General features: G+C 60.8%; 15 protein-coding genes (1 of these 15 running past the window's edge). 13 read left to right on the plus strand and 2 right to left on the minus strand.

The features are described from left to right. Positions 1–5: 5 nt before the first annotated feature. Complete coding sequence (gene murB, locus D8780_RS10350) at positions 6–992, minus strand: UDP-N-acetylmuramate dehydrogenase (protein ID WP_121645519.1); 987 nt, start codon at positions 990–992, stop codon at positions 6–8. Between the two features lie 279 nt (positions 993–1,271). Here murB and D8780_RS10355 point away from each other — a divergent pair, with 279 nt between their 5' ends. The 12 genes from D8780_RS10355 (at position 1,272) to D8780_RS10410 (ending at position 20,449) form a co-directional block, all read left to right on the plus strand. Then, positions 1,272–2,192: a helix-turn-helix transcriptional regulator gene (locus D8780_RS10355; RefSeq protein WP_121645520.1), complete on the plus strand. Its 921-nt coding sequence runs from the start codon at positions 1,272–1,274 to the stop codon at positions 2,190–2,192. A 271-nt stretch (positions 2,193–2,463) separates the two neighbouring features. Further along, the gene (gene entS, locus D8780_RS10360) at positions 2,464–3,726 is read left to right on the plus strand and encodes an enterobactin transporter EntS (RefSeq protein ID WP_121645521.1); all 1,263 of its coding nucleotides are present in this window, start codon (positions 2,464–2,466) and stop codon (positions 3,724–3,726) included. Positions 3,727–3,778: 52 nt separating this feature from the next. After that, complete coding sequence (locus tag D8780_RS10365) at positions 3,779–4,057, plus strand: phosphopantetheine-binding protein (RefSeq protein WP_199699590.1); 279 nt, start codon at positions 3,779–3,781, stop codon at positions 4,055–4,057. An 11-nt stretch (positions 4,058–4,068) separates the two neighbouring features. Continuing rightward, a complete protein-coding gene (locus D8780_RS10370; protein WP_121645523.1) occupies positions 4,069–4,293 on the plus strand; it encodes an MbtH family protein in 225 nt (74 codons plus the stop codon). 20 nt (positions 4,294–4,313) lie between these two features. Further along, entirely contained in the window at positions 4,314–11,549 is a 7,236-nt protein-coding gene (locus D8780_RS10375; RefSeq protein WP_121645524.1) for a non-ribosomal peptide synthetase, read from the plus strand. After that, positions 11,546–12,718, plus strand: coding sequence for an isochorismate synthase (locus D8780_RS10380; RefSeq protein WP_199699591.1), 1,173 nt, complete (start codon positions 11,546–11,548; stop codon positions 12,716–12,718). The genes D8780_RS10375 and D8780_RS10380 overlap by 4 nt, the downstream gene beginning before the upstream one ends. Next, on the plus strand, positions 12,715–14,346 hold the full coding sequence (locus D8780_RS10385; RefSeq protein ID WP_121645525.1) for a (2,3-dihydroxybenzoyl)adenylate synthase: 1,632 nt from the start codon (positions 12,715–12,717) through the stop codon (positions 14,344–14,346). The genes D8780_RS10380 and D8780_RS10385 overlap by 4 nt, the downstream gene beginning before the upstream one ends. Further along, positions 14,343–14,984: an isochorismatase family protein gene (locus D8780_RS10390; RefSeq protein WP_121645526.1), complete on the plus strand. Its 642-nt coding sequence runs from the start codon at positions 14,343–14,345 to the stop codon at positions 14,982–14,984. The genes D8780_RS10385 and D8780_RS10390 overlap by 4 nt, the downstream gene beginning before the upstream one ends. Further along, positions 14,981–15,757, plus strand: coding sequence for a 2,3-dihydro-2,3-dihydroxybenzoate dehydrogenase (locus D8780_RS10395; protein ID WP_121645527.1), 777 nt, complete (start codon positions 14,981–14,983; stop codon positions 15,755–15,757). Before D8780_RS10390 ends, D8780_RS10395 begins: the two co-directional genes overlap by 4 nt. A gap of 70 nt (positions 15,758–15,827) precedes the next feature. Then, entirely contained in the window at positions 15,828–16,499 is a 672-nt protein-coding gene (locus D8780_RS10400; RefSeq protein ID WP_158598486.1) for a 4'-phosphopantetheinyl transferase family protein, read from the plus strand. 126 nt (positions 16,500–16,625) lie between these two features. After that, positions 16,626–18,839 (plus strand): TonB-dependent siderophore receptor, encoded by a 2,214-nt coding sequence (locus D8780_RS10405; protein WP_121645528.1) that lies wholly within the window; start codon positions 16,626–16,628, stop codon positions 18,837–18,839. Between the two features lie 101 nt (positions 18,840–18,940). Continuing rightward, entirely contained in the window at positions 18,941–20,449 is a 1,509-nt protein-coding gene (locus D8780_RS10410) for an alpha/beta hydrolase (protein ID WP_158598487.1), read from the plus strand. Positions 20,450–20,557: 108 nt separating this feature from the next. Here the strand turns inward: D8780_RS10410 and D8780_RS10415 are convergent, their stop codons facing one another. Further along, positions 20,558–20,974, minus strand: coding sequence for a helix-turn-helix domain-containing protein (locus tag D8780_RS10415; RefSeq protein ID WP_121645530.1), 417 nt, complete (start codon positions 20,972–20,974; stop codon positions 20,558–20,560). A gap of 138 nt (positions 20,975–21,112) precedes the next feature. On the opposite strand from D8780_RS10415, the gene D8780_RS10420 reads away from it, so the two are divergent. After that, positions 21,113–21,954, plus strand: partial view of an MFS transporter gene (locus D8780_RS10420; protein ID WP_245412321.1) — the 5' portion only. The gene runs 325 nt beyond the window's last position; 842 of the gene's 1,167 nt are visible here — the first part of the coding sequence; it begins with the start codon at positions 21,113–21,115; its stop codon lies beyond the right edge, outside the window.

Here is a 21,954-nt window from a genome sequence, read left to right on the forward strand (position 1 = left end):
GCCGATCAAATGATGATCGGCTCCTGAACGAGATCGACACCATAGCGCGATTTGACGGCGCCCTTCACCTCTGCCGAGAGATTTGCGATCTCGTCGTAGGTCGCGCCGCCGTGATTGACGACAATCAGGGCGTGCCTGTCGTAAATGCCGGCCCCACCCACCCGATATCCCTTGAAACCACACCGATCGATCAGCCAGGCGGCCGAAAGCTTGGTTCGCCCGTCCGGCATGGGGTAGCCGGGTACGCCGTCGATCTTTTCGGCGGTGTCAGACGACACGATCGGATTGTGAAAGAAAGAGCCGCAATTGCCGATCCGGTGCCAGTCGGGCAGCTTGGCCGAACGGATATTCAAGACGGCATTCATGACCGATAGTGCGTCGCCGAGGGCGGGATCATCCGAAAGACCGGGATAATGGAGAACCGGGGTCCAGCTCTTCGACAAGGAAAGGGTCACGCTCGTGATGATGTATCGCGGTGCGGTCTGTTTGAAGAGACTGGTGCGATAGGCGAACTGACATGCTGCCGGCTCAAAGGTGACGAACCGATCCTCGACGGTGTCATACGCGGTGAGAGAGTGAAGACGGCTTTCCAGTTCGACTCCATAGGCGCCGATATTCTGAACCGGAGCCGCGCCGACGGTTCCCGGAATGCCGGCCAGGTTCTCAAGGCCACATAGGCCCTGACGGACGCTCCATTCAACAAGTGAGGGCCAGTCTTCGCCAGCCTGTGCTGTCAGCAGCACCTTTCCGCCTTCGAGTTCGCGGATGGTCTTGCCCTGGGCTTCCATTACGGCAACCACCGCGTCGATATCGTCTCTGAGGAGGCAGTTGCTGCCACGCCCCAAAATGTGGAGCGGCCGTTCTGCCTGCCGCGCCATCTGCACCAGAGCCGGAATTTGTTCCACATCGGTGACTGCCGCGCCCAAATGCGCAACGGATCGCAGCCCCATCGTATTGTTGGAGGAAAGGTCGAAACCTTCGGTCAATTGCATCGATGTCACGTCGTCGGTGGTTCCAATGAAGGTGAGTTGGTCGGGTGGATAGCAGCAAACGCCTCCTCCGCACACAGCCTCTCGATCCTGAGCCGCGTTTTTGTCCAGTCTGCACCGCACGTGCTGCCAAAAATAGGGGAAATGATGAAGCGTGGCAGCCGGGCCATCTGAAGGGGTTCAGCGCAGATGGCCGGTGCAGGGACAAAGCAGACCTGCGCCCTTATTCTTGACTAATTAGGTCACATAATAAAAAAGCGCCGGCAACGCCACGAGATCATCATGCGCCCCGATTCCGAAACATCTCAGCCGGCTACGGTCGATGGAGGCTTCGAACACCACCTCCCTGCACTTCCCCAGCGCCTTTTCGTCGGGGCTCTCGAAGGTGTGCGTACATGTACGCTAGACGATGAGGAACATCCTGTCTGGCCGAAATTCATGGTCATGATCCTGCTTCAGGGTTCGCAGCAGTTCTTTATGGATGGGGTGGAGTTTCGTCTCGATGCTGGCGACAACCATCATCCCAGGCCGACCGCGCTGCTACTGAATGTCGCACGGTTCTGCTCGGTTCGGTTTGGCCATGACAGTCAAACCACCCTACGCAAAGTGATGATATCGGCGCCGCGCCCCTGGCTGCAACGCCTCATGGATGCGCAACAGGCCGAAGAGCCGTGCTTTCGCAATTTTCTGGGGGTTCATCTGGCGACGTTCCAGTTCGAACCCGGGCGCCACATCGTCAGACTGGCCGAGCAGATCATGCGGCCGCCAGCCTTTCTGCAGGGCGAAATGCTGACGCTTCACAAGCAGTCACGCGCTTTCGAGATCATCTGGCAGTGCTGGGGTTCTATGTTGCAGAGCTGCGAGCCCCTTGATCAAAGCCCTTCCCTCCTCCATTGCCGCCAATGCGAAACCGTACGCCAATACATTCTCGACAATCTGCAGGAAGAGCTGACCATCGAAACCATCGCCGCCGAAGCGGGCCTCAGCGTCTCGACGCTACAGCGCTATTTCCGAGAATGCTTCAATATGACGGTTTTCGAGTTCATTCGCCAGGAGCGATTGAGCAGGGCTCGCGCAGCCTTGGAGAAAGAAGGCGTCCCGATCGCTGAAGCGGCCTATATCGCTGGATATAATAGTATTTCCAGTTTCACGACCGCCTTTCGGAAGGCTTACGGCCTCACGCCAAAACGGGTCCGCGGTTGAGTAAAATCCCACGACGCAAGTGCGTCATGCCTCTTCGCCAAGACTGACCATTTCGGAAAATAATCTGGCGCTTGAACGCAATAGAATACGCTCGACAGAACCGGCGCAGAATAATTATGACTTCATGAGTCATCTTTAATTTCCTTCATCCGACGCCCGCTGCTTGAGGGCGCTGAGGCTGAAGGATGTCGGTTCGTGTAGGGTTCATGATCGCTTCGCTTCCATACGACAATTCCATGTGTTGGTTGGGCAGGGCAAAGGCAGGGGTTTCATGACCCTGTCCCGCCTCTTTGTCGATCTGTCGCTTCTCCGGGAAAATGCAGCTTTCCGACAGGTTCTGATCGCCCGGACGATTTCGATCATGGGGCTCGGCATGCTGGCCGTCAGCGTGCCGGTTCAGGTCTATGATCTGACTGGGTCCAGTTTTTATGTCGGTATCGTCTCCGCGCTTGACGGCGCGGGGCTCTTCGCCGGGCTTCTTCTCGGCGGCGTGCTCTCCGATCTCTATGACCGGCGCCGCCTGATCCTTTTCGCCCGAAGCGTCTGCGGCTTCGGCTTTGTCGCATTGGCTGCCAACACCTATTTCGGGCCGTCCTCCGTCATCGCCATATGTGCGCTGGCGTTTTGGGACGGGTTCTTCGGCGCGATAGGCGTTGCGGCGTTGATGGCCGCTATGCCCAACATTGTCGGTCGTGAAAACATCATGCAGGCCGGCGCGCTCGGCATGATGGCGGCACGCTTCGCCACCATCATTTCCCCGGCGATCGGCGGTATCGTCATCGCATGGCAGGGTGTCGGCCTGAACTACGTCATCGCCGCCGTCGGCACGCTGATCACCGTGCTGACCCTGCTTGGCCTGCCGACAATGGTCCCGCCACGACTGGAGATGCACCACCCGCTCCGTATGCTGAGCCAGGCCTTTTCGTTTGTCCTCGGACGGCGGGCGATCCTGGCCATCTTCGCTTTCGGCAGCCTTCTTACGCTCTCGAGCGCGATCCGCGTCCTGTTCCCTGCCCTTACGACTGAAACCTATGGTGGCGGCGCATTCGAAGTCGGTCTGCTCTATTCTGCCGTGCCGGTCGGCGCGACCCTTGGGGCTGTTCTGAGCGGCTGGGCGCGAACCGTCGTAAAGCCGGAAGCCGTCATGATCGGCATGTGCGCCACGGCATTCGCCTGTGTCATGGCACTCGGTCTGATGCCCAGCACCTATTTGGCGCTGCCGGTGCTCGCACTTTACGGCTATGCGACGGCCATCGCCTCTCTCCTTCAGTATTCGATGATTCAGGCGGAGACGCCCGACCATTATCTCGGTCGGATCAACAGTCTTTGGTCTGCGCAGGAAGCCCTTGGCGATATTGTGGGCGCGCTGATGATCGGCGCTCTGGCGCAGGCGTTTTTGCCGGCCGGAAGTATCCTGGTCCTCGGGGCGGCCGCCATCGGCGCCACAGCCATCCTCGCCCTTCTTCTTCGCCTAGCAGACCGTCGTGCGGCGGCTGCCGAGCCGGTCGCCGATACGCAAGGGATACGGTCATGAGACCGGCCCGATCCGACATCTCACAGCGCGTCAGAACATGACAGAGGAACAGATGAGCCAAGCCCAAGCCGCAACGACAGACCCTCGCATCTCCAAACAGTCGCTTCGCGAGCAACTCAGTCGTTTTCTCGATGAAGAGCCTGAGGACGACGACAATCTCATGGATTTCGGCCTGACCTCGATCGGCGCGATGAAGCTCGTCAGCGAATGGAAGGCAGCCGGCATTCCGGTGAGTTTTCCAGAGCTGGCAAGCAATCCCACCATCGACGGGATCTGGGACCTTCTACAGGCAAAAGCGCCCGAGCCTCGCCTCGACGACCAATGGCATTAGGGACCGCTGCTATGGACACCGATGCACAGACCAACCCGTTTGACGATGAGAGCCATCGCTTCCTCGTGCTGGCGAATACTGAGGGCGCCTACAGCCTCTGGCCTGATTTCGCCGTGGTACCGGCGGGCTGGACCGCCGTTTTCGGACCCGATGAGCGCTCCAAGTGCCTCGATCACGTCGAGCATCACTGGGCCGATATTTCGCCGGCAAATGGCGCGGATGATCAGCGCCACTGACGTCACTGGATAGCAACCCCATGGTTACACTTCCTCTCCTCAGCACTCAGCAGGGCATCTGGTTCGCCGATCAGGTGGGCAGCGCTGCCAATGCCTATGCGATCGCCCACACGATCGAACTGCGGGGCGAGATCGATCTCGCTTGCATGCAGCAGGCGATCCGCACAGGCTTGGCCGAAGCCGATACGGTGATGGCCCGCTACGTTGAGAACGAGGCCGGCCCCTGGCAGGAATTGAGGGGCGGCGATACCGAGACCGTTCCCGAGCCTGAACTGCTCGATCTCACCGCGAGGCAGGACGCACGCGCCGCCGCCGAACGGTTCATGGCCGACGATCTTCGCGGTGATCTGCGCGTTCCGAGCGACCAATGCCTGTTTCGGCATGTGCTCATCGACTGCGGCCATGTCGATGGAGAACGTCTCTGGCTCTGGTATCAGCGCTATCATCACATCATGCTTGACGGGTTCAGCTTCACCGCGCTGACCCGGCGCATCGCGGAGATTTACAGCGACCTCACCAATGGTGACGACCTCTCGCCCTCACCATTCTGCCCGGTCGCCGACGTTATCGAGGAAGAAAAAGCCTATCTCTCCTCTTCCCGCATGGAGCGCGACCGTCTGTTCTGGACGGAATATTGCCGCGACCTGCCGCCGGACCTGAGCTTGTCCTCAAGCGACGAAGGTACCGCCTCCGAAAGCATGGCCGGTGTCATCGCACACCTGCACAGGCTGCCACCGGAGAGCCTGCCGCTCGTTCAGCAGAAAGCGGAAACCCGCGGTGTAGAGATATTCGACCTCCTCCTGGCCACGGTCACCGCCTATCTGCACCGCCTCTCTGGCGAGACGGATCAGGTCGTCGGCGTGCCGTTCATGCGGCGCATGGGGTCAGTCGCCATCCGTTCCACCGCGCCAGTCGTCAACGTCCTTCCGGTGCGGGTCGCAGTCGATCCGACAGCCTCTCTGATCGCGCTTGCCCAGAGCATAAGCGTCAATCTTCGGCAGGTTCGGAAACATCAGCGCTACGACGCAGAACGCATCCGCCGTGACCTTGGCCTTGTCGGATCGAGCCGCGAATTATACGGCCCCGTCGTCAATTATCGCATGTTCGACTACGATGTCCGGCTTGGTTCAATAGTCGGGCAAACCCACCATTTGGCGACCGGCCCGGTCGACGATATCGAATTTGGCCTGCTGATCCGCGACGGGCGGATCACCTTCGAGCTGCGTGCCAATGCCCAACGCTATGCCGATGACGATCTGAAGCGCCACGGCGTACGTCTCGAAACGCTTCTCGACGCGTTCCTCGCGGATGAGGCCGCTTCGATCGGGGCATTGCCGGCGACAGGTTCTGAAGAGCGGGACCTGCTCGCCAGAGTTTCGACGGGACCAGAGGTCGAAACACCCGGGGCGCTCAGATCGATCGTCGACGTCTTCGCCCGCCAGGCCGCGAAGACACCCAATCGGGTCGCGCTCGTGCACGAAGAGACCGTGTTGAGCTTCGGCGAATTGTCTGGCGCGGTCAGCCGCCTCGCGCGCCACATCATAGCCTGGCAGGTCGGGCCGGGTGACACTGTCGCGGTCGCTCTACCCCGTTCGGACGAGACGGTTGTCGCCATGCTGGCCGTCCTGACCAGTGGCGCGGCCTATATGCCTCTCGACCTTGATTATCCCCCCGAGCGGCTCACCATGATGTGCGAGGATGCCGCCCCCAAACTGATCCTGACGGTAGCCGCCGAGGCTCAAGGACTGCCGGACGGTCCGCAGCGGATTTGCCTCGATGATGCGGAAACGCGCGCCGCCATCGAGAAACGGGAGGCATCAGCGCTCCGGCCCGATGAACGGAAGGCTCCGCTCAGCACAGATACGACCGCTTATATCATTTTCACCTCCGGTTCGACCGGCCGTCCCAAGGGTGTGATGAACACCCATGGTGCACTTCTCAACCTGTTCCTGTCACATATGCCGACCATCTACGCTCCCGGACTGAAGGCGGTTGAAGAGAAGCATCCCGGACGCGCCTTGCGCGCCGCCCACACGCATTCCTTCGCCTTCGATTCCTCCTGGCTGCAGATATTCTGGATGCTGCACGGTCAGGAGCTTCACGTCTTCGGCGAAGATTTGCGCCGCGACGCCGAGCACGTGGTCGAGGCCGTCGCCGCTCGCCGTATCGATGCCATGGATCTGCCGCCCTCCTTCTGCGCGCAAGCGATCAATTGCGGTCTTCTGGAGACGGGCGCTCACCAGCTTTCAGTGCTGTTGGTCGGCGGCGAGGCCGTATCGCTGACACTTTGGGATACGTTGCGCCGCTACCCGCAGGTGCAAGCGCATAATCTCTACGGCCCGACCGAATATACGGTCGATGCGCTTCACGCGCCGCTGACCTGCTCGAACCGACCGGTTATCGGCCGCCCCATCGGCAATACCGTGGCGCATGTTCTGGATGACCGGTTGCGGACGGTCCCCATCGGCGTGGTGGGCGACCTTTACCTGTCCGGCAGCGGCCTTGCGCAGGGCTATCTCGGTCGTCCGGCGCTAACCGCCGAGCGTTTCGTTGCAAACCCGTTCTGCGCGGGACAGCGCATGTACCGAACCGGCGACCGGGTGCGTTGGAACGGCGCAGGACAAGTCGAATTCCTGGGTCGCAGCGACCATCAGATCAAGGTCCGAGGCTATCGGATCGAGACCACCGAAATCGAAGCGGCGCTGCAGAGGCTGGACGGCGTTTGCGAGGCGCTGGTGGTGGCCGAGGCGGTTCATGACAGCCACCGGCTGATCGCCTATTGCACGGTCGATGACGCGGCGACGGCCGCCCACACTGAGGATCGGTCCGAGAGCCTGCGCCACGAGCTTCGCACGCACCTTCCCGATTATATGATCCCGTCGGCCTTTGTGACGCTCGACGCCTTCCCGCTGACGGTCAATGGCAAGATCGATCGGGAGCGACTGCCTGCACCGTCCGTGTCGGTGCGGCGGGCTGCCTCGACACCAGAGGAGGTCGCGATCTGCCAGGCGATGGCAGACGTGTTGAAGTTGCCTGCGATCGGCTTGGAGCACGACTTCTTCTCGCTTGGCGGCGACAGTATCACGGCCATCATGCTATGCGCCGCCCTTCGATCGAAAGGGCTGGGTCTACGCCCCCGCGATGTGTTTTCGGGACGAGACGCCCTCCACATGTCTGCGCTGCTACAGCCTCTCGCAAAGCCCGAGCCGGACCCCGTGGCGACACAGGAATGGACGAACCTGGTCGACGAGGCAGCGCTTTCCGCCCGTTACGGCGAAGTGGAGACCGTCGTCCCGCTTCTACCGACGCAGAAGGGTTTGCTGTTCCACGCCGAAACAGGCGATCAAGCGAGCGCTTATAACGCTTACACCCGCCTCGATCTCGTCGGCCCTCTCGATGCACCGAGGTTGCGACAGGCCTTCGATGACGTCCTGAGACGCCATCCACAATTGGCCGGTCTCTTCGACACGCAGTTCGCCGACGAGCCGTTGCTGGTCATCCCCCGGCTGGAAAGCGACGAGAGCCATATCTGGCCCTGGGAAGAGCACGATCTTTCTCACCTCTCCGCAAGCGAACAGACGGCAGCCCTGCATCGTCTCGAAACCCTTGCGACCGAACGCCACCATTACGGCGCCGGTTTCCGCAACCTGATCAGCGCCACACTGATAAGGCTCTCCGGCGAGCGGCACGTTCTGCTCATCGTCGTGCATCATCTGATGATCGATGGCTGGTCGACACCGATCCTGCTGCGCGCGCTCTTCGATGGCTATGAGCATCCGGAGGGGCTGACAGAACCGCCTGCCGACTATGCTGCGGTCGTAAGACAGCTTGCCGCGCGAGACACGACTTCGGACCGAAAGGCATGGGAAGCCGCGCTTGAAGGCGTCGTGCCGACCCGTCTTTTCGATCATATTTCGGCGAGCGGCACGGTGGAGGAGTGCGAGCGGGCCCTGCCGGCTGACCTCACTGCGGATCTGACGGCCCGCGCACGTCAAGCAGGTGTGACGCTCAATGTGCTGATGCAGACGGTATGGGGCGCCGTGCTCGGCGCGATGGCGGGCCGCGACGATGTGGTTTTCGGCACCCCCGTCGCGGGGCGCTCTGCGCCGGTGGACGGCATTGCGGAACAGATCGGACTGTTTCTGAACACCATTCCGGTTCGCGCCCGTCTCACACCCAATCTCGATCTCTGGAATCAGGCAAAAACGCTTCAGGCCAGCCAATCGGTCCTGATGGACCATGACGGTATGGGGCTGGGCGAGATCCAGTCGGTCGCTGGCGGCGAATCCCTGTTCGATACGCTGCTCGTGGTCGAAAACTATCCGGACAACGACTATCTGGCGCGAGACTTCGCCGGGCTCTCGGTCCGCAATGTCCATAATCGCGGCTATAGCCACTATCCGTTGGCGCTGCTCGTTCTGCCCGGTGAGCGGCTCACGCTCCTGATCGAAAATCGCGGCGCTATCGATGACGCCGAGGCTTTGGCGGACCGCGTCGTCGCCATTCTCGAAGCCCTCGTCAGGTCACCGGAGCGGACCGTCGCCTCCCTAGTGCTGCAAACGAGCGGCGAACGCGCGCTGATCAAGCAGATCAACGCAACACGCCACATTCTTCCTCCCATTACCCTGCGCGATCTTCTGATGGCGCAGGTGGGGCGCACGCCCGACGCGATCGCACTTGTCGAGGATGACCTCGAACTTACCTTCCAACAGGTTCGGCATGAAGTCCTGCATCTGGCGGCGTGCTTGCACCGCAAGGGGGTCGGACCCGGCGATATCGTCGCCGTCGCCCTGCCCCGCTCGGCCAGGCTCAGCATCGCGATTCTGGCAACGGTCGAGGCAGGCGCTGCTTTCCTGCCGCTCGATCTCTCCTATCCCTCGGACCGTCTCGCTTTCATGCTGAGCGATGCCTCGCCGAAAGCGGTCATTACCGATCAGGCATCCGCTTCACTTCTCGCTGCCGACGAACTGCCCGCAATTGTCTTCGAAAAGATCGGCGAAGCGGACGCAGAGGTTCGCGACAGCTCGGCAGACAGTCTCATTACGCCGGATTCACCGGCCTATGTGCTCTACACATCCGGCACAACCGGCCGCCCCAAGGGCGCAGTCATCAGCCATCGAGCCATCGTAAACCGCATACTATGGATGCAGGACCAGTATCCGCTCGCGCCCGAAGATACGGTGCTTCAGAAAACCCCTTGCGGCTTTGATGTCTCCGTCTGGGAATTCTTCTGGTCCTACATTGTCGGCGCCAGGCTTGTGATGGCACCGCCCGATGCCCATCGCGATCCTTCCGCGCTGATCGACCTGATCGACCGGCATGCCGTGACGACGCTCCATTTCGTGCCGTCCATGCTGGCAATCTTCCTCGAAGAGGCGAGGGATCAGTCACGCTCGCAAAGCGTCTGCACAACGCTAAGGCGCGTCTTTTGCAGCGGCGAGGCCCTGCCAAAAACCCTTGGCCGAGATTTCATCCGTCTTTTCGAAGCCGAACTTCACAATCTCTACGGCCCCACCGAAGCGGCAATCGATGTCACGTTCGCGCCCGCTCTTGGCGCACATCTCGAGGGCGACGGCAATGTGCCGATCGGCCGCCCCGTCTGGAACACGCAATTGCGCATTCTGGATCATCTGCTGCGACCCGTCCCGGTCGGCGTTGCAGGCGAACTCTATCTCTGCGGCGTGCAGCTTGCCGATGGCTATCTCGGACGACCCGGTCTGACGGCCAGCCGTTTCGTCGCCGATCCGTTCGCCCAGGGCGAGCGCATGTACCGCACCGGCGATCTGACCCGCTGGCTGCCGAATGGCGAGGTCGAATATCTCGGCCGAACGGATCATCAGATCAAGATCCGCGGCCAGCGCGTCGAACTCGGGGAAATCGAGGCCCAGATCGAAAAGCTGCCGGGGGTTAGCCAGGCTGTGGTACAGCCCATGCAGATCGGTGCCGCCAGCCTTGACGGCGCCGACGGCCGCCAGCTCGTCGCCTATCTCGTCTCATCGCATGACGAACATTTGGAAACAGAGGCGATCGGCGAAGCGCTGCGCGCTGTGCTGCCGGCACATATGCTGCCAACGATCTTCATGCCGATCGAAAGCATGCCCCTTTCACCGAACGGCAAGCTCGACCGCAAGGCGCTGCCGCAGCCGGACATATCGCTGGAACGGGAGAAAAGCCGCCTGCCGGCTGAAGGGCTTGAAAGCCAGATCGCCGCGATCTTCGCCGAACTGCTCGGCCGGGAAGTCATTTATGCCGAGGACGACTTTTTCGCCGTCGGCGGCCACTCTCTTCTGGCGATGCGACTGGCGGCGCGCATCCGGCGTGATCTGAAACGTCGCATCTCGGTCGGACAGATCATGTTGAAGCCGACCGTGGAGAAGCTGGCCGAGGATCTCGTCGCCGGCGAATTGGTCGGCCGCATGGCCGAAAGCGGTTTCGATCCGGTCATCCGTCTGCGCGACGGCGATGGGCCGCCACTCATCTGTATCTATCCCGCGTCCGGCGTCTCCTGGCAGTACAGCGTCCTGTCGAGATATTTGCGGGCCGGAATGCCGATCGTCGGCCTGCAATCGCCCCGGCCAAACGGTCCGATCGCAATGAGCCACACCATCGACGAGGCCTGCGATCGTCAATTGGAGATTCTCCGCGAAGTCCGGCCCCACGGGCCTTACTACCTGCTCGGTTATTCGCTGGGCGGCACCATCGCGCATGGTCTGGCAGTACGGCTGCGCAAACTCGGTGAGACAGTACGCTTTCTGGGTCTGCTCGACACCTATCCGGCGGAAGAACACGACTGGAGCGATCCAGAGGGAGCGCAGGCCAATCTCGGTGCCGAACGCGAGCAGGAACAGTTCATCAACGAAGCCATGGCCGATGTGATGGATGACGACTTCCGCCGCGAGAAGGAAGAGATGTTCGGCCACATCTTCGAGAACTACAACGACGCCGTGACCCTGCTCTCTTCGGCGACAACGCCGGACTATGAAGGCCGGCTCACACTATTCGCCGCCGGAAAATCGGTCCCCCCCGGGATCGATCCCGATCGCTGCTGGCTGGGCCGTGTCGGCGACCTGTCCGTCCACCGTCTCCCGCACTGCTCCCACGAGGACATCATGTCCCCCGCCTCGCTCGAAATCCTCGGGCCGCTCATCGACACGCTGATCCGCGAGGCGATCGAGGCAGATGACGGCGACACATCGCAACATGCCCCGGTGAAAAGAAATACGACCGGGACCCCTCAGACGAGGACCCTGCCATGACCGAGATGACCGTCGAAACCAACACCGCCCGGACGCTCGACGAAAAGGATGCGCTCTTCGCGTTCCAATCCCGTCACCATGCCTTCCGCGGCCTGGGACGCGCGGCCATGCTGCCGCGGGGCAATGCCTCAACCATCAGCGAAAGAAGCGGCGCTTTCTTTGCCAAGGCTGGCGCGGAAGCGATTCTGGCCGGCGCCCTGCCGTTCGACAGGGGTGGGGATGACTATCTCTGGCAGGCCGAGCAGGTTGTGCCGGCGCGAAGCTGGGCTCTGCCAAGGCCCGCACCTCCGCTTCGCTGGAACCTCCGCGCCGAGCCGGACGCCGCCGAATATGCCAAAGCGGTCGGCAATGCCCTACGGATCATGGCTGCCGACACGGATGGCAGCGACAGACTGACCAAGATCGTTCTGGCGCGAAGCCTCCTGGCTACCGCCGATCACGACATCGATGTGGAAGCGCTGTTCGGAAAGCTGGCAACCGACCCAGCCGTGACCGCCTTTCTCGTTCCTCTTCCCGAAAAGGACGGACGACCAAGGTTGATGGCTGGCGCCACGCCGGAATTGCTGCTGGAAAAAACGGGCACTCAAATCGTTTCGCATCCCCTGGCGGGCTCGGCCAAACGCCATGATGAGCTGGCCAGGGATGCCGAAGCGGCCGCAGCCCTCAACAGGTCCGTGAAAGATCGTAGCGAACACGCCATCGTGGTGGAGTTCATCCTCGATATGCTGGCGCCCTATTGCAGTGATCTGCGCCGGCCGGACGGGATGACCGTCACGAGCACACGGAGCATGTGGCACCTCGGCACGCGGATCGAAGGCGAACTGAAAAACCCGGATGTTCCGGCCGTTGTGCTGGCCTCCGCTCTTCACCCAACCCCGGCCGTATGCGGCCTGCCGCGCGACCGCTGCACACGGCTGATCCGCGATCTCGAACCCGCCGAACGCGACTTTTATGCAGGCTCGGTCGGCTGGTGCGACGGAAAAGGCGACGGCGCCTGGTACGTCACCATTCGCTGCGCCGAAATTTGCGGCGCGCAGGCACGGCTCTTCGCCGGCGCGGGCATCGTCCCCCAATCCGACCCTGTCGCCGAAGCTGCTGAAACCGGCGCCAAATTCAACGCCATGCTGAATGCACTCGGCATCGATCCTTCACTGGAGGCCTTTTCATGAAGCCCGCCGAACAGATATGGCCCGCCCATCTGGCCGAACGCTACCGCGCCGCCGGTTACTGGCGTGGTGAGACCTTTTCCGCATTTCTGCGCCGCAACGCCACCAATCGTCCGGACACGGTCGCGATCGTCGACGGCGGGCGCCGCTGGACCTATGGCGAATTGCAGCGCCGAGCCGAAACCCATGCCGCCGGCTTTCTCGAACTCGGCCTGAAGCCGGGCGAACGGGTTCTGGTACAGATGGGCAATGTGGCGGAGTTCTTCTCCACAGTATTCGGCCTGTTCCGCGCGGGCCTTGTGCCGGTCTATGCGCTGCCGGCCCATCGGCTGACGGAAGTGGACCACCTTGCCAGACGTTCGGAAGCCGCTGCCTATATAGCGTGCGATAGCTACGACGGCTTCGACTATCGCGAACTGGCGCGTGACTTGAAAGCGCAGGTCTCGACGATCCGGCATGTAATCCTCTCCGGCGAAGCGCGGGAGTTCATCTGTCTTGAAGACTGCGTGGCAGAGCCGGTCGATCTGCCTGCCGATCCCGATCCGTCCTCTGTTGCATTCATGCAGATTTCGGGCGGCAGCACGGGACTGCCGAAGCTGATCCCCCGAACCCATGACGACTATATCTACAGCTTCCGCGCCAGCAACGAGATCTGTGGCGTAACGCAGGAAAGCGTCTATCTCGTCGCTCTGCCGGCTGCTCACAATTTCCCCATGAGTTCGCCCGGCCATATGGGCACCTTGTATGCGGGCGGACGGGTTGTGCTGACGAGGGCGGCCAGCCCCGATATCGCGTTCGCGCTGATCGAGCGAGAACAGGTGACCATCACCGGTCTCGTGCCGCCGCTCGCTCTGCTTTGGCTGAAGGCCTCAGAAACCAATACGGCCGACATCTCCAGCCTGGAGGTGCTGCTCGTCGGCGGCGCGAAATTCCTGCCGGAAGCCGCCCGTCACGTAAAACCGAAACTGGGCTGTCAGTTGCAACAGGTTTTCGGCATGGCCGAAGGGCTGGTCAACTATACTCGCCTCGACGACCCGGACGACACCGTGGTTCACACGCAGGGCCGCCCCATCAGCCCTCATGACGAAGTGCTCGTGGTCGACGATGGCGACCAGCCAGTCGAGGACGGCAGCGCCGGGCATCTACTGACGCGGGGTCCCTATACGATCCGCGCCTATCATGACGATCCGGCGGCCAATGCGCGCTCCTTCACAATGGACGGATACTACCGCACCGGCGATGTGGTCCGAAAAATGCCGGATAGCTATCTGGAAGTGCTCGGCCGCGCCGGAGACCACATCAACCGCGCGGGCGAAAAGATTTCGGCCGAAGAGGTCGAAGACCACCTGCTCGCCCACCCTGACGTCTTCGATGCCGCCGTTGTCTCCGTACCCGACCCGGCGCTTGGCGAAAGAAGCTGCGCCTTCGTTCTGTCAAAAGCCGAAACGATCAAACCGTCGGCGCTCAAAAGCTGGATGCGCAAGCGCGGGATCGCAGCTTTCAAGATTCCGGACCAGATCGTTCACCTCGACCGCTTCGAGACGACCGCCGTCGGCAAGATCAGCCGCAAGGAACTGCGGGCCCGTCTGCGCGAGCAGCTTCTGGCAAACGATGAGGAGAGCGCCGCATGAACGCGCCCGGCCTGCCCACAATCGCGCCCTATCCCCTGCCGGTCAGGGATGACCTTCCCAAAGCGCGCGCGCCTTTCAGGCTCGAAGCCGACCGCGCGGCGCTTCTTGTCCACGATATGCAGCGTTATTTCCTGCGACCGTATCAGCCCGATAGCGATCCGATCGCAACGGCGAGCGCCAATATTCAGCGCCTCATCTCGAAATGCCGCCTGGTGGGCGTGCCTGTCTTTTATACGGCGCAGACCACCAATCAGGACCGTCGCGATCGCGGCCTTCAGGCGGAATTGTGGGGTCCCGGGATGAGCGATCCTGACATCCATCAGCCGATCGTGTCGGATCTCGCGCCCGGTGAAAACGAATTCGTGCTGACCAAACACCGCTACAGCGCTTTCCAGCGGAGCAATCTGGAAAGGGCGATGCGCGCACGTGGCCGCGACCAGATCGTGATCTGCGGTGTCTATGCACATATTGGCTGTCTGCTCACTGCCGCAGATGCATTCATGCGCGATATCGAGCCCTTCTTTGTCGCCGACGCACTGGCCGATTTCTCCCGTGAAAAACACGATATGGCGCTCTCCTATGTCGCCTCGGTCTGCGGCGTGCCGTGCCTGGCAGATGATATCGAGGCGGCCCTATGACCATTCATCCTGCCGGTTTGTGGGGTCTTGAGAACAAACTTGTTCTTGTGACGGGCGCCGCAGGCGGTATCGGCCTTGCACTCGTGAAAGCACTTGCACGCGAGGGGGCACGGGTTCTCGCAACCGATCTCGATATCGCTGCAATTCCCCCAAACGATGCCATCATCCCCAGATCGCTTGACGTTTCGAACACGGCAGACGTCGAAGCGCTGGTCGATGAGGTCGAAGAGACGCTTGGACCGATCGATAGCGGCGTCAGCCTCGCCGGCGCTCTAGCGACCGGTCTGGTGACGGAAACGACCGACGATGATTGGCGGCGGGTCTTCGCCGTCAATACCGATGGCGTATTCCACCTTTCCCGCGCCCTTGCCCGGCGGATGGTGAAAAGACGTACCGGCAACATCGTCACGGTCAGTTCAAACGCGGCAGGCGTTCCGCGCCACGCCATGGCGGCTTACGCCGCGTCGAAGGCGGCCGCCACCATGTTTACGCGCTCACTCGGACTGGAGCTCGCGCCGCACGGTATCAGGTGCAATATCGTTGCGCCCGGCTCCACCCTGACGCCGATGCAGACGGGCATGTGGTCCGATGCCGATGGCGCAAAGGCCGTCATCGCCGGCTCGGCTCAGACATTCAAGGCAGGCATTCCTCTCGGCAAGCTGGCCACACCGGAAGACGTGGCCGATGCGGTCCTGTTTCTGCTGTCCGACCGGGCATCCCATATCACCATGGCGGATATCTATGTTGACGGCGGCGCAACCCTTCGCGGCTAAACGCCGCCCTCCCGACCGGTCGCCGAGCGGCTTACGGGCGCTCGGTGAAGGGCAGGTCGATATCTGGCGAATGCAAATCCCGAGCTCGCTGCCTGCAAGGATGGGCGCTGTCCTGTCCACAGATGAGAAGGAACGTGCCGCTCGCTGCAGTCCGCAAGTTGCCCGAGCCTTCATCTGCGCCCGCAGCGCATTGCGCCGTGTCCTCGCCGGCTATGTCGGGCAGCCCGCCGCGACACTCGCATTCCATATCGACGAGTGGGGCAAGCCCTCTCTGCCCGGCCCCGCAAGAGCCATTCATTTCAATTTGTCGCACAGCGGGAACGAGATCGTCTTCGCCATATCGCGTCATATTGTCGGGATCGATATTGAACGCATCTCGCCCACCCCACCCTATGAGATCATTCCACTGGTCTTGGCCCGGCGAGAGCAACAATGCCTCGCCCGCTTACCGGAGAAGGAACGAGCCGGTTTCTTCTACGCTCTCTGGTGCCGGAAGGAAGCAGTAACCAAGGCAATCGGCCGCGGACTGGACATCGATCTGCGCCAGATCGATGTCAGTGCGGGCGTCGATCAGGGGGAAACAAAAGCGTCGCTGTCGATCGATCTCAAGGCCGTCCATGGCGCGTGGCACCTCCACCATATTGCAATCGCTACCGGTTTTGCTGCCGCGGTCGCATGCGCAGAGCCGAATTGCTCGCTCGCCTTCCGGGAGTTTCACGATCAGGAGGCTCTCGCGGTGTGACACTCCTGCACCGAGAAGCAGGAAAAAAGACCCGCTCCAGCAATTTAGTTGACTCTTTAAGTCATATAATATTGCAAGGAGGCCACCACTTCAAATTCAATAGCTTAGACGTCCATGAGGGGAATTATGGTCAATAAGAACAACGTCTCGAATTCGGAGCGCCCATCGAAGGGCAGCCTTCCGTTGATGGTGAGACATTCGCTTTCACTTCTCGCTTCAGCGAGTACCATTGCCTGTTTCGGCTCTCCCTCGTACGCACAGACCGATAGCGAGCCGACGGTGCTGGAGCAGATTACGGTCGAGGGTCAAGGGGAAGCCGGCGATGGCCCGGTCGAGGGTTATATCGCCAAAAGCAGCCGGACCGGGACGAAAACCGACACGCCGATCGAAGAGACACCGCAGACGATCTTTGTCGTCCCGGCCGATCAGGTCGAGGATCAGGGGGCCCAGTCCGTAGCCGAGGCGCTTCGGTATACACCCGGCGTCTTCACCGAATACCGAGGCTCTAACCAGCTATATACACAGCTCTTCATGCGTGGCTTCTACTACACGCCAATCTTCGTCGATGGCTTGCAGTTCGGCGATAGTTCGGCCCGCCAGATCAGCCAGATGGATCCGTGGTTCCTGGAACGGCTGGAGGTCCTGAAGGGGCCGTCCTCAATCCTTTACGGTCAGTCGAATCCCGGCGGCATCGCCAACCTGGTCACCAAAAAACCAACAGGCGAAACGGGAGGAGAAGCGCAGATCGAAGTCGGCAGCAACTCCCGCATCGGAGCCAGCTTCGACCTCTACGGAACCTTGGACGAGGCGAAAGACTGGTCTTACCGTCTGGTCGGCACAGGCTGGCGAACGGACCTTCAGGAAGAGTTCGCAGAACAGAGCCGCTTCGGCATCGCGCCCTCGCTGACATGGCAGCCAACCGAACAAACCTCGCTTACGCTGCAGGCTTTTTACCTGAATGAGCCGGATGCCGGCTATCACAACTTTCTGCCCCTCGAAGGCACGCTCGAGCGCACATCCGCCGGCTACATCCCGCGCGATTTCTTCGTTTCCGATCCAGATGTTCAGAAGTCCGAACGCCAGCAGTTCTACGTCGGCTACCAGTTCGAACACGCGTTTGAAAACAACGTTACCGTCCGACAGAATGCTCGCTACAGCTACTTCGACCTCGACTATGACACGCTGATTTCCTGCTGCATCCTGTCCGGAACGGAGACCACGATCCGACGCAACCTGAGCAGAACGGCAGATGGTCGTCACCAGTTCTCGATCGACAACCAAGCTGAGGCCAAAATCGATACCGGCCCCTTATATCACACGATCCTGGGCGGGTTGGATTACCGCTATACGGCACGTGATTACGATGACGGGACCGCCTACGTCGTCAATACGATAGACTGGACCGACCCGGACTACGGCCTCGGCGATGTCGATTACCCGTTTGATGATGAGGCCAGCACCGATACCTACGCCTCGCAGCTCGGTCTGTACCTTCAGGATCAGATCGAGTTCGGCAATCTTCATCTGGCTTTTGGCCTGCGCTACGATCTGGCCGAGACGAAAATCGACGATAATCTGACCGATACGAGTTCCGACTTCGATGCGGATGCGCTGACATACCGCGCCGGTGCGATCTACAATTTCGAAAACGGAATTGCGCCCTTCGTCAGCTACAGCACGTCCTTCGAGCCCTCTCTGGAGAGCCCCGACAGCGGCCAGGATCCCTTCGATCCGACCACCGGCGAACAGTTCGAGATCGGTGTGAAATACGCACCGGATTTCGCGAATTGGTCAGCGACGGCGACATATTTCGATATCACGCAAAACGATATCGTGATGGGAAGCCCATGGACCGGGTTTTATCAGGTCGGAGAGATCCGCAGCCGTGGTTTCGAATTCGAAGCGCGCGCCGAAATTTTCGACAATCTCAGCATCATCGGATCCTATGCCTATCTCGATAGCGAGATCATCGAAACAACGGAGCCGGAGACGGTCGGCAAGATGCCCCAGCGCACGCCCAATCATCTCGCCTCACTCTGGAGCCGATATGAATTTGATCGCGGCGCTCTCAACGGTCTCAGCCTGGGCGGCGGCGTGCGCTATATCGGCGAAAGCTGGGCTGATGACGAAAACACGATCAGAGTGCCCGATGTCGCGCTTTTCGACGCTGCAATCAGCTACGATTTCGCAGCGAAGGCACCGGAACTCGAAGGACTGACAGCACAGATCAACGTGCAGAACATCGCGGATGAACGCTATATTGCGTCCTGCGCGAATGGCTCGGACTGCTTCTACGGCAACGGGCGCACCATTACCGGCTATCTGAAGTACAAGTGGTGATGCCAAGGCTGAGCGATCTGGCCGGAGCCGGAATCCTGATAACTCTCGTGGCGGGCCTCAACGGGCCCGCCATCTGTGCTGAAAAACCGGCGGAGATTGCGATGGACCAGAGCCAAAGCGCCGTACTGGAAACAAGGCGCGCCACCGCCGATTTTCGCCTGCGCGCTCGAAAGGGCGACTACATAAGGGGCCGTGCGCGTGTCGAAAGCGGACGGATCACGCTGGACCTTCTGGATAGGAAGGGTGTTTCGTCGCGCCGCCTCGTCACCGACGGAGCCGGCGACAATCGCTTCTTCTTCATGGTCCAGGAGGACGATCCGTTGCTTCGCGCGACGGCGGAGCGGGCAGAAAGCGCGATCACTTTGATCATCGACAGGCAGGTCGCCTCCGAGCAGCAGAGAAAGGAGGAAACCTATCTCAGCCCCCGCCTCAACGCTCTGGCCGAAAAACTGCCGGACACGACGGCGTTGGAAACGTTCTGGGAGGAAGTGAAGGCGGAAGGCACCCCCATTGTCGAGGATGCTTCCGACGGCATGAAAATCGTCACCTTCCTGGCGCGCGGCGCAAAGCGCAATGTCCGCATTCTCAGCGCGCCGTCGGGTGACCATGAAGAGATGAGTCGGCTTGCCGGAACCGACATCTGGTATATGAGCTTTTCCGTACCGGACACCGCATTGCTGTCCTACCAGATCGCACCCGACGTTCCTGACGTTCCGGGCAATGCCCGCGACCGGCGGGTTGCCATTCTCGCCACCTCGAAAGCCGATCCGCTCAACAAACACCCTTGGCCCGCCGATGCGCCAGATGCCTTCAATCAGGAGTCGACGCTGGCGCTGGAGAATGCGCCGAGGGCAGAATGGGCAGAGGAAAGCGGCGGTGCAAAGGGTGAAATCCGGCGCCTGAGTGTCAGAAGCGAACAGCTCGGCAATGAGCGTGACGTCTATTTCTACACGCCAGCCGGTTTCGATCCCTCCCATCCTGACAATCTGCTTCTCTTCGTCTTCGACGCCGAGAAATTCCTGAAAGCCATCCCGACGCCGCGCATCCTGGACAACATGATCGCAGAAGATGCGCTCCCGCCGACGGCTGCAGTATTCATTTCTCCGATCGACAGCACGACGCGCGGCAAAGAGCTTGCACCGAACGCCAATTTTGCGAACTTCGTTGCCGAGACCCTTTTGCCTTTGGCCGAGAAGGAATTTGGGATCGATGCGACGCCCGATCGAACGATTATCGCCGGGTCGAGCTTCGGAGGGCTTGCCGCGACAAGCGTCGCCTGGAGCCATCCTGATAGTTTCGGAAATGTCATCAGCCTTTCCGGATCATTCTGGTGGCATGCCGATGATGCACCGCCCGGAAGAGACAATGAGGTAGCATGGGAGATCGCGCGAGCCGACAAAAAGGATCTGCGCTACTTCCTCGCCGCCGGGCTGTTCGAAGTCGGACGGCGCGGCACCGCGGCGATCCTCGATATGAACCGACAGTTGCGGGACGTGCTCGTTGCCAAAGGCTATCCCCTATTCTACCAGGAATATGCTGGCGGCCATGATGAGTTCATGTGGCGGATTGCCTTGGCGGATGGCCTTCTCGCGCTCTTTGGTGAGGAATGAACGGGCGACCACGACACGTCAGCCCCCAGGGCCTTGAGGCGAAGTTGCTGGATTGGAACAACAGCATCTAGCGCATCCTTTCCGACATCTTGTCTGGCTATGGCAGCGTCATCGGCGCTTCGGTCCCCGTCTCCGGCGCCGCGCGGATAGATCCACAAGGCGTCTGAACGTGGGACATTCCATGTGCGACGGCGCCGAACAGTCGGCCACATGCCGTAGAGTGTCGCGAAGTGCGGTCAGTTCGCGAATATGCCGATCCAGTTCGTCCGCTCGATCGTGAAGCTGCTGTCTCGGTAGCTTAGCTTTCCCGTCGCGCCCGAACATTCCCGAGATTTCCTCGAGCGAGAATCCGGCCGATTTGCCCATCGCGATCAGCGCCAGTTGCAACAGCACATCCGGTCCGAACTGCCGCCGAAGTCCGTGGCGACCGAGCGAAGAGATCAGTCCGATTTCGTCGTAGTAGCGCAATGTCGAGGCTGGAACGCCGGAGCTTCTGGAGACCTCTGCAATATCGAGCAACTTCATGCTTGACCTCAAGTTGACTTGAATTCGTACCATGGCCGCTCGTGATGATTTTGGGAAGCGGGTCGGCCAATGCGCAATTTCAGATTACCTCAATTTAGGGGAGTGCATTCGCAGGCCCCCTTCTGCCTGGCGCTCTCAATGCTCCTTGCTTCGCTTGGAACGAGTATCGTCAACATCGCGCTACCGACCCTATCGCTCGTTTTCGACGCGTCGTTCCACGAAGTGCAATGGGTGGTGATCGTCTATCTCGCAACCCTGACGGTGTTCGTCGTACCCGCAGGAGGGCTCGGGGACAGGTTCGGCCGACAACGGGTTCTGGTCTTCGGTCTGGTCCTCTTCTCATCAGCCTCTGCTTTTTGCGGTTTGGCATCGAACCTTTGGCTGCTAATAGCAGCACGGGCGGCCCAAGGGGTTGGGGCAGCATTCATGATGACGCTGACCATCGCACTGGTACGGGAAACGATCGCGACGGCGCGCGTCGGACAGACCATGGGGCTACTCGGCACCATGTCTGCCATCGGAACGGCGCTCGGCCCATCCATGGGCGGCCTGTTGGCCGGATGGCTTGGATGGCGGGCAATCTTCATGGTTTTGGCACCGATAGGAGTTTTGACGGCGTTTCTGGTCCTACGAGCGCTACCCGATAATGCTCCGAGCCGAGGATCAGCCCGAATTGACCTTTCCGCCTTTCGTGATCTCCACGTTCTTCCCTACTTGATCGCAAACTTCCTCGTCGCGAATATTATGATGGCCACACTGATCGTCGGGCCATTCTATCTTGCCTTTGCCCTCGGCCTCCGCGAGGCGATCGTCGGTATGGTCATGTCGATCGGGCCAGCCATCTCAATTTGCGCAGGCGTACCGTCCGGTCGACTGGTGGATATGAAGGGTCCACGGCCCGTCTTGTCGCTTGGGCTGATCGTGCTCCTATCGGGCGCCATCTTGCTGGCGATGCTGCCGCAGATAGCGGGATTGTCGGG

It is taken from the genome of Notoacmeibacter ruber (genome assembly GCF_003668555.1).
Classification (GTDB): domain Bacteria; phylum Pseudomonadota; class Alphaproteobacteria; order Rhizobiales; family Rhizobiaceae; genus Notoacmeibacter; species Notoacmeibacter ruber.